The organism is Mesorhizobium sp. M7A.F.Ca.CA.002.09.1.1, assembly GCF_003998555.1.
GTDB classification, from domain to species: domain Bacteria; phylum Pseudomonadota; class Alphaproteobacteria; order Rhizobiales; family Rhizobiaceae; genus Mesorhizobium; species Mesorhizobium ciceri.
In genome coordinates this window covers 1-8,005 of record NZ_RZRR01000163.1, presented here as the reverse complement: position 1 = coordinate 8,005, position 8,005 = coordinate 1, and the positions used below count along the sequence as shown (strand labels likewise).

At 63.7% G+C, this 8,005-nt stretch carries 9 protein-coding genes and 1 pseudogene; 1 reads left to right on the top strand and 9 read right to left on the bottom strand.

Features of this window, described 5'->3' with window-relative positions; all coding sequences use genetic code 11:
* Nucleotides 1-13 precede the first annotated feature (13 nt).
* The 7 genes from leuC to rplS all read right to left on the bottom strand — a co-directional run bounded on the left by leuC (nt 14) and on the right by rplS (nt 6,054).
* Complete coding sequence (gene leuC / locus EN994_RS09995) at nt 14-1,423, bottom strand: 3-isopropylmalate dehydratase large subunit (RefSeq protein ID WP_063169533.1); 1,410 nt, start codon at nt 1,421-1,423, stop codon at nt 14-16.
* A gap of 327 nt (nt 1,424-1,750) precedes the next feature.
* Complete coding sequence (locus EN994_RS09985; RefSeq protein ID WP_063169534.1) at nt 1,751-2,386, bottom strand: class I SAM-dependent methyltransferase; 636 nt, start codon at nt 2,384-2,386, stop codon at nt 1,751-1,753.
* 54 nt (nt 2,387-2,440) lie between these two features.
* Nucleotides 2,441-3,250, bottom strand: coding sequence for an amino acid ABC transporter permease (locus EN994_RS09980; RefSeq protein ID WP_027163295.1), 810 nt, complete (start codon nt 3,248-3,250; stop codon nt 2,441-2,443).
* A 201-nt stretch (nt 3,251-3,451) separates the two neighbouring features.
* Nucleotides 3,452-4,249, bottom strand: coding sequence for a transporter substrate-binding domain-containing protein (locus tag EN994_RS09970; RefSeq protein WP_013528864.1), 798 nt, complete (start codon nt 4,247-4,249; stop codon nt 3,452-3,454).
* A gap of 177 nt (nt 4,250-4,426) precedes the next feature.
* Nucleotides 4,427-4,936, bottom strand: coding sequence for a MarR family transcriptional regulator (locus EN994_RS09965; RefSeq protein ID WP_013528863.1), 510 nt, complete (start codon nt 4,934-4,936; stop codon nt 4,427-4,429).
* Complete coding sequence (locus tag EN994_RS09960) at nt 4,933-5,346, bottom strand: organic hydroperoxide resistance protein (RefSeq protein WP_013528862.1); 414 nt, start codon at nt 5,344-5,346, stop codon at nt 4,933-4,935. The genes EN994_RS09965 and EN994_RS09960 overlap by 4 nt, the downstream gene beginning before the upstream one ends.
* A 156-nt stretch (nt 5,347-5,502) precedes the next feature.
* Nucleotides 5,503-6,054, bottom strand: coding sequence for a 50S ribosomal protein L19 (gene rplS, locus EN994_RS09955; RefSeq protein WP_013528861.1), 552 nt, complete (start codon nt 6,052-6,054; stop codon nt 5,503-5,505).
* A 329-nt stretch (nt 6,055-6,383) separates the two neighbouring features.
* Here rplS and EN994_RS09945 point away from each other — a divergent pair, with 329 nt between their 5' ends.
* Nucleotides 6,384-7,136: a sulfite exporter TauE/SafE family protein gene (locus EN994_RS09945; RefSeq protein WP_063169535.1), complete on the top strand. Its 753-nt coding sequence runs from the start codon at nt 6,384-6,386 to the stop codon at nt 7,134-7,136.
* Here the strand turns inward: EN994_RS09945 and trmD are convergent.
* Both trmD and EN994_RS09935 read right to left on the bottom strand, forming a co-directional pair.
* Nucleotides 7,118-7,819, bottom strand: a complete 702-nt coding sequence (gene trmD / locus EN994_RS09940; RefSeq protein WP_013528859.1) for a tRNA (guanosine(37)-N1)-methyltransferase TrmD — start codon at nt 7,817-7,819, stop codon at nt 7,118-7,120. The genes EN994_RS09945 and trmD overlap by 19 nt on opposite strands.
* Nucleotides 7,816-8,005: pseudogene (locus tag EN994_RS09935) on the bottom strand (ribosome maturation factor RimM); the annotation flags it as partial. The gene trmD and the pseudogene EN994_RS09935, both read right to left, overlap by 4 nt.

Sequence of the window (8,005 nt, the reverse complement as noted above, 5' to 3'; positions counted from 1 at the left end):
GTTCAAGTCTGGACTACTTCCACTCGCGAATGTCGACGAAGTGGCCGGCGATCGCCGCCGCGGCCGCCATCGCCGGCGACACCAGATGGGTGCGGCCCTTGAAGCCTTGCCGGCCCTCGAAATTGCGGTTCGAAGTCGAGGCGCAGCGTTCATGCGGCTTCAGCCGGTCGTCGTTCATGGCCAGGCACATCGAGCAGCCCGGCTCGCGCCAATCGAAACCGGCGGCGACAAAGATCTTGTCGAGGCCTTCGGCTTCCGCCTGTTCCTTGACCAGGCCGGAGCCCGGCACGATCATCGCATCGACATGCGGGCTGACCGTCTTGCCTTCGACCACCTTGGCGACGGCGCGCAGATCCTCGATGCGGCCATTGGTGCAGGAACCGATGAAGACGCGGTCGAGCGTGATGTCGGTGATCCTGGTGCCCGGCGTCAGACCCATATAGTCGAGCGCGCGCTGCTTGGAGGTGCGCTTGTTCTCATCGGTGATGTCGTCCGGGTTCGGCACGATGCCTTGCACCGACACGACGTCCTCGGGCGAAGAGCCCCAGGAGACGATCGGCGGCAGCTTGGCCGCGTCGAGCACGATCACCTTGTCGAAATGCGCGCCCTCGTCGGACTGTAGCGTCTTCCAGTATTCGAGTGCCGCATCCCAGGCCGCGCCCTTCGGCGCGCGGGGCTTGTCCTTGACATAGGCGAAGGTCGTCTCGTCCGCGGCGATCAGGCCGGCGCGCGCGCCGCCTTCGATCGACATGTTGCAGATCGTCATGCGGCCCTCCATCGACAGCGCACGGATCGCCTCGCCGGCATATTCGATGACATAGCCGGTGCCACCGGCAGTGCCGATCTCGCCGATGATGGCCAGGATGATGTCCTTGGCGGTGACACCTTCCGGCAATTGGCCGTCGACACGCACCAGCATGTTCTTGGCCTTGCGCTGGATCAGCGTCTGCGTCGCCAGAACATGCTCGACCTCGGATGTGCCGATGCCATGCGCCAGCGCGCCGAAAGCGCCGTGCGTCGAGGTGTGGCTGTCGCCGCAGACGATGGTCATGCCGGGCAGTGTAAAGCCCTGCTCCGGACCGATGATGTGGACGATGCCCTGGCGGATATCGTTCTCGGAATAATATTCGACGCCGAAATCCCTGGCGTTCTTGGCCAGCGCCTCGACCTGGATGCGGCTTTCCTCGTTCTTGATGCCGAACTTGCGCTCGGGCGAAGTCGAGACATTGTGATCGACCACGGCCAGCGTCTTTTCCGGATGCCGGACTTTACGGCCGGTCATGCGCAGGCCTTCGAAGGCCTGCGGACTGGTCACTTCATGGACCAGGTGGCGGTCGATGTAGAGCAGGCAGGTGCCGTCTTCCTGGCGATCGACGACATGGTCGTCGAAAATCTTGTCGTAGAGGGTGCGCGGTGCGCTCATGTGCGTAAATCCGTCGATATGAGAATGGGAAAGAGCAGGTGCCGGACCTCCGGCCCGGCGAAACGACCCCGATGGGTCGGCCTAGGGTAGTCGGCTGGTCAGCGCCCCGGACACGCGCGCGGAGAAGCGCGACGGCAGGCGTTTTCTGTCCTGCAGCACGAACCCCTTGTAGGCCGGATCGCCAAAAAGCTCTTCCATGGCGTGGCTCATATCAATGTTTTGGGTTTTCGGCAATTGGAAGCTGCCTTCGCAGAACTCGGGTTCCTCGTCCTCACTTCCACACCTTCAGGGGGAGAGGAAGGAAGCCAAGATCGGAGAACGCGCCGCTCAGATCACTTCAAACACAAAAGTCTTCACCAGCGCATCCGGCTCGGCGATCGCATAGCAGCGGAACCACGGGCTTTCCTCGACCGGCCGCCATTTCCCAGTCTGCTCCAACTCATCGAACACCGCCTGGAAGCCGCCGCTCTCGAACACCCGGTCGCGCACGGTGAAGATCGCATGGCCGCCCTTGCGGGTGATGCGCACCAGTTCGTGCAGGCCTGTCGCCGGCGCATGGCTGATGGTGAACACGCCTGTCGAGAAGAAGGCGCGGAAATACCCGTCCGGCCACGGCAGCGGACCGCCCAGCATTGCCTGCTTCAGTTCGCTGTAGGCATTGCGGCTGCCGGCGATCTTCAGCATATCGTCCGAGAGGTCGAGCCCCGCAATGTCGCGGTAGCCGAGCGCATTCAGCGACGGTCCCGACAGGCCGGTGCCGCAGCCGGCATCGAGCAACGGGCCATCGCCCGCCGGCACATGGCGCGCCACCCAGGCGGTGATCAGGAAAGGCAGGAGGTAGCCGAGCGAGGCGGTCTCGCTGTCATAGGTCCCGGCCCATGCGGCATAGGCCTCTTCAAGCGCTTCCGGCGTGTCGGCCGTATAGACGGAATCCAGCGCCGCATTGGCTTTGTCGACGATCATGGGACCTCCTCAACGGGAATGCTCGGGGATCGTAGCGCTGCCTTGGCCGAAAAACTATTCCTCGTGCTGGCGGCGCAGCCGCCGTTCCAGCGCCCTGAGCGCCAGCGACAGGCCGACGGTCAGGATGAGGTAGATGTAGGCTGTTATCGAATAGGTCTCGAAGAAGCGAAAGGAGCCGGCGGCGTAGACCTTGCCCATCTGCGTGATGTCGGCAACGCCGAGCACCGAGACCAGCGAGGAATCCTTGACCAGTGCGACGAAATCATTGCCGAGGGGCGGCAGGATGGTGCGGATCGCCTGTGGAAACACGATGAGCCGGAAACGCTGCGCGCGGGTCAGCCCGAGCGCCTTCGCCGCTTCGATCTGGCCCTTCTCCACCGCCTGGATGCCGGCCCGGAAAACCTCCGAGATGAAAGCCGAATAGCCGATGGTCAGCGCCATGATGGCGCGCCACAACAGCGACACGTCGCGCACCAAAAGCTCGCCGAACAGGCCGGCGCTTTGCAGCGGCGCGGTCAGCGCGTTCCAGGCCGCGACGAAGGCCGGCGCGCCGGCAAAGGCGATCCAGAACAACAGCACCAGGATCGGCACGCCGCGGATGATCTCGACATAGAAGCGCGCGATCTGGCGCAGCCAGCGCGAACCCGACATTCCCATCAGCGCGATGCCGAGCCCAATGGCCGACGCCAGCACGAAGGCAATCACGGTGACGAAGATGGTGACGCCGATGCCCTTGGCGACCGTGGCGAACACCTGGGCATAGAGATTGCTGGTGGCGACGAAGACGGCCACCGCGATCGCGATGGTCACGGCCACGACGAGCCACCAGGGGAAGTCGGCTTTGGAGGAAGAGGCGGGAGGCATCAAAAGGATTGCGCCAAGGCAGCCCCCTCTGGCCTGCCGGCCATCTCCCCCTCAAGGGGGGAGATTGGCAGCTTCGTCGACGGCACTCTTTTTACAACTTTGGTGATTGGTGAAAGCGGAAAAAACAGCCAATCTCCCCCCTTGAGGGGGAGATGCCCGGCAAGGCAGAGGGGGGCGTTCAAGCGCGAAGTCAGTGCGAAATCACTGCCCCATCTTGTAATCAAGAAACCACTTCTTGTTCAGCGCATCGAACGTCCCGTCCGCCTTCAACGCCGCAATCGCCGCATTGACCGGCTTCACCAGGTCGGAACCCTTCGGGAAGATGAAGCCGAAATCCTCGGTGCCGAGCGGTCCGCCGATCAGCTTCAGCTTGCCCTCGGAGGCGTCGACATAGCCCTTCCCCGCGGTGCCGTCGGTCAAGACGACGTCAACGTCGCCGGATTTCAGTGCCTGCACCGTGGCGCCGAAGGTCTCGAACAGCTTGATGCGCGGGTTCTGCTCATTGCCGTCGAGCACGCTGTAGACGGCGGTGTAGAAGGGCGTGGTACCGGCCTGCGCGCCGATCAGCCCATCCTTGAAGGCGCCGAAGGTCTTGGCGTCGGTGAAACGGCTTTCATCGCCGCGCACCAGCATGAACTGTTCCGAGCGCATATAGGGGTCGGAGAAATCGACCTTCTCCTTGCGGTCGTCCTTGATGGTGATGCCGGTCATGCCGATGTTGTACTGGTTGTCGGAAACCGCCTGGATCATCGCGTCCCAGGATGTGTTCTGGTACTCGACGGCGAAATTCAGCCGCTTGGCGATCTCGTTCATCGCATCATATTCCCAGCCGATCTGCTTGCCGGTCTTGGCATCGATGAACTGCAGCGGCGGATAGGCGTTTTCGGTCACAACCACCACCTTTTTGCCGCCGAGGTCGGGCAGCGCCTGCGCAAAGGCGGCAACGGGTACCAGGACGAGGGCAAGCAGGCCTGCCAGCAGCAGTTTCGATTTGGTCATGACACACTCCCCGGAAATTGAAGGACCCGGGCACGGCCGGGCTTGTAGGAAAATCCGGCGCCGACTTTAGCTTTCCGCAAGCGTCATGCAAGACGGTCCGCTGCGTCAGCGCGCGCGAAAAGGGATTCCGATGCCTTCATTTCCGGGATTCAGGAATGAACGGTGTCGCGGCAGCGATCAGCTCCGCTTCACGATGCCGGCATCCGCCTTGCGCAAGCCGGAGACGAACCGTGTCAGCGTGCGGTGCAGGGATTTCAACTCGTCGGCATCCAGCGGCAGGTTGCAAAGCATCGCCGCCGGCACGCTTTTGGCCTGCTCACGCAACGCTTGTCCCTTCGCTGTCGGCTCGACCAGAACCCGGCGCTCGTCGGCGGGGTCGCGCCGGCGTGTGACCAGGCCACCGGCCTCCAGCCGCTTGAGCAGCGGCGTCAGCGTCGCCGAATCCAGCCCGAGCGCTTCGCCAAGCTCGCCGACCGTGCTTGGAGCCCGTTCCCAGAGCGCCAACATGGCCAGATATTGCGGATAGGTCAGGCCGAGCGGATCGAGCAGCGGGCGGTAGAGCTTCGTCATCAGCCCGCTTGCCGAATAGAGCGCGAAGCAGAGCTGTTGGTCGAGCCGCGGAACGTGAAACGTCCCGGTGGCCTCCGCCGGGACGTCCCTGGTGCTCTTTGTCGTCTTTTCCGTCATGCCGCCTTTACCGAAAGCGCTACGTCGACATTGCCCCTGATGGCGTTGGAATAGGGGCAGATCTTGTGCGCCTCCGATACAAGCGCTTCCGCCGCCGCCTGATCAAGGCCTTTCGTTTCCGCCGCGAGCGCGACACCGAGCTTAAAGCCTTCGCCATCGGGAAGCAGGCTGACGGTGGAGGTTACCCCGGCATCCGTCAGCGACAGCTTCTGTTTGCGCGCGACAAAGCGGATGGCGCTTTCGAAGCAGGCGGCATAGCCGATAGCGAACAGTTGCTCGGGATTGGTGGCGCCCCCCGGCCCGCCGAGTTCTTTGGGCATTGCCAGATCGACCTTGAGCAGACCGTCGCTGGTCTCGCCATGGCCGGCGCGGCCGCCGGTGACGTGAGCCTGTGTGGTGTAGAGTGCCATATCAAATCTCCAATTACTTTGTGCGCGATTATTTAGTTCACAAAGTAATGCGCCGTCAACAGCCGGATCCTGTGTCTGGCGCTGAAAGCGTTCACAGTCTGGTGAAACGAAAAAAGGCGGCCGAAGCCGCCTTTTTGAATGGGATTTCCGAAAACCTTATTCGGCAGGGGTCGCTTCTGCGGCGGCCTTGGCTGCTGCTTCGGCCTCGGCGGCGGCCTTCTTCTCGGCGGCGTCCTGGGCGGCCTTCTCGACGGCCAGGGCCTCGGCTGCTGCCACCTTCTCGGCTTCGATACGGGCCTTCTCGGCGTTCAGCGCATCGCGCTCCTCATCGTTCAGCTTGCGGGCGCGCACGCCGGTGTTTTCAGAAATACGGGCCGATTTGCCGCGACGATCGCGCAGGTAGTAGAGCTTGGCGCGACGCACCTTGCCGCGGCGAACGATCTCGACGCCTTCAACCATCGGCGAGTAGACCGGGAACACGCGCTCGACACCTTCGCCGTAGGAAATCTTGCGAACCGTGAAGTTCTCCTGGAAGCCGGCGCCGGCGCGGGCGATGACGACGCCCTCATAGGCCTGGACGCGGGTGCGGGTGCCTTCGGTCACGCGGACCTGGACGCGCACGGTGTCGCCGGGCTGGAATTCGGGAAGCTTGCGCTTGGCTTCGATCTTGGCGGCCTGTTCGGCCTCGAGCTGACGGAGAATATCCATCTCAAAAGTCCACTTCTTGTTCTTCCGACAGTCAGAGCGTCCGACACTCGCCTTGCAGTTCCATTGACCGCTTGGCTATGCCTTTTGTCTCCAAGACATTTGTCTTTGAAACATCAGGCAGGGGCGACTACACCGTCATTGTTGACGGGTCCGGCAGATTCTTTCTGGCCGGTACGGGCGGGCACATACAGCTATTTCGCCGCTTTGTCACGCCTTGGGCGCGCATTTTCTGCTCGCATGGCACCATCGTAATCCTGCCGTGCCGGGTTGCGCCGGTCGTTCAGGCTTTCTAAAGCCTGAAATAACACAGTTTTGAGCGGCCGCAATTCATGTCTGTCTTCGATGCCATCGTGCTGTTTCTAGCGGGCTTTCTGTCAGGCGCCGCCAATGCGGTCGCCGGTGGCGGCACCTTCATCACCTTCGGCGCCATGACGTTGGTCGGCCTGCCGCCGATCGTTGCCAACGCCACCTCCTCGGTGACGCAATTTCCAGGCTACATCACCTCGACCCTCGCCTACTCGGCCGATATCAGGCACTTCTGGCGCGGCGCGCTGCTGCTGTGCCTGATCTCGGCCGTGGGCGCACTGGCCGGCGCTCTGATCCTTTTGGCGCTCGACAATCCCTCGTTTCGCGCTCTGGTGCCGTGGCTGCTGCTAGCCGCGACGGCCCTGTTCGCCGCCGGCCCCTGGCTGAAACCAGTGCCAAAGCCCGGCCATGAAGCGGCGGTGGGCTCGCTGGCCGGCTCGCTCGCGCAGTTTCTCACCGCCATCTATGGGGGCTTCTTCGGCGCCGGCATGGGCGTGATGATGCTGGCGACGCTCGGCCTCACCCAGGCCGGCGACTATCACCGGCTGAACGCGTTGAAGAACATGCTGGCCATGGTCATCGCCGCTGTCGCGATCGTCGTCTTCGTCTCGGGCGGCGTCGTCGCCTGGCCGCAGGCGATCATCATGATCCCGGGCGGCGCGCTCGGCGGCTATGCCGGCGTCTGGATCGCCAAGCGGGTGCCGCAAAACGCCGTGCGCGGCTTCGTCGTCGCCGTCGGCCTGTTTTTGGCCTTCTATTATTTTGCCAAGGGCTGAGCAGCGGCAAGCAGGTCCGGACGCCTCTCGGCTGTCAGTCTTTCTGACTCCGCCCGCCGCCAGGCGGCGATCTTCTTGTGATTGCCGGAAATCAGGACCTCGGGAATGTCACGGCCTTCGAACTCCTGCGGCCGCGTATAGTGCGGATGTTCGAGCAGGCCGTTTTCAAAACTCTCTTCCTCGCCCGACATCGCGTTGCCCATGACCCCGGGCAGCAGCCGCACCACCGCGTCGAGCAGCACAAGGGCGGCCGGCTCACCACCCGAGAGAATGAAATCGCCGATCGAGACTTCCTCCAATCCCCGCGCGTCGATCACCCGCTGGTCGACGCCTTCGAAGCGGCCGCACAGGATGACGGCGCCCGGCCCAGCGGCCAGCTCGCGCACACGCGCCTGGGTCAGCGGCTTGCCGCGCGGGCTCATCAGCAGCCGGGGCCGCGCATCGCCTTCCGGCGAAGCATGGTCGATGGCTTTCGCCAGCACGTCGGCGCGCATCACCATGCCGGCGCCGCCGCCGGCGGGCGTGTCGTCGACGGTGCGATGGCGGTCGGTGGCGAAGTCGCGGATCTGGATCGTCTCCAGCGACCACGTCCCGGCCTCGAGCGCCCGGCCGGCCAACGACAGGCCGAGCGCGCCGGGAAACATCTCGGGGTAAAGCGTCAGCACCGAAGCGGAAAAACTCACCGGTTGCCCCCGGCATCGCTCGGTCCGCGCGGCCTGCCCTTCGGATCGAAGTCTTCCTCACGCGGACCACCGCCATCCTCGTCATCGACCAGCCCGGCTGCCGCCGGATCGACACGAACAAAACCCTCGGCGATCGACACTTGCGGTACGGCAGCCTGTGTGAACGGGATCAGCACGCCCTTGCGC

Coding starts and splice junctions, on each gene's coding strand:
- leuC (WP_063169533.1), bottom strand. CDS start 1,423: ATGAGCGCACCGCGCACCCTCTACGACAAGATTTTCGACGACCATGTC.
- EN994_RS09985 (WP_063169534.1), bottom strand. CDS start 2,386: ATGATCGTCGACAAAGCCAATGCGGCGCTGGATTCCGTCTATACGGCC.
- EN994_RS09980 (WP_027163295.1), bottom strand. CDS start 3,250: ATGCCTCCCGCCTCTTCCTCCAAAGCCGACTTCCCCTGGTGGCTCGTC.
- EN994_RS09970 (WP_013528864.1), bottom strand. CDS start 4,249: ATGACCAAATCGAAACTGCTGCTGGCAGGCCTGCTTGCCCTCGTCCTG.
- EN994_RS09965 (WP_013528863.1), bottom strand. CDS start 4,936: ATGACGGAAAAGACGACAAAGAGCACCAGGGACGTCCCGGCGGAGGCC.
- EN994_RS09960 (WP_013528862.1), bottom strand. CDS start 5,346: ATGGCACTCTACACCACACAGGCTCACGTCACCGGCGGCCGCGCCGGC.
- rplS (WP_013528861.1), bottom strand. CDS start 6,054: ATGGATATTCTCCGTCAGCTCGAGGCCGAACAGGCCGCCAAGATCGAA.
- EN994_RS09945 (WP_063169535.1), top strand. CDS start 6,384: ATGTCTGTCTTCGATGCCATCGTGCTGTTTCTAGCGGGCTTTCTGTCA.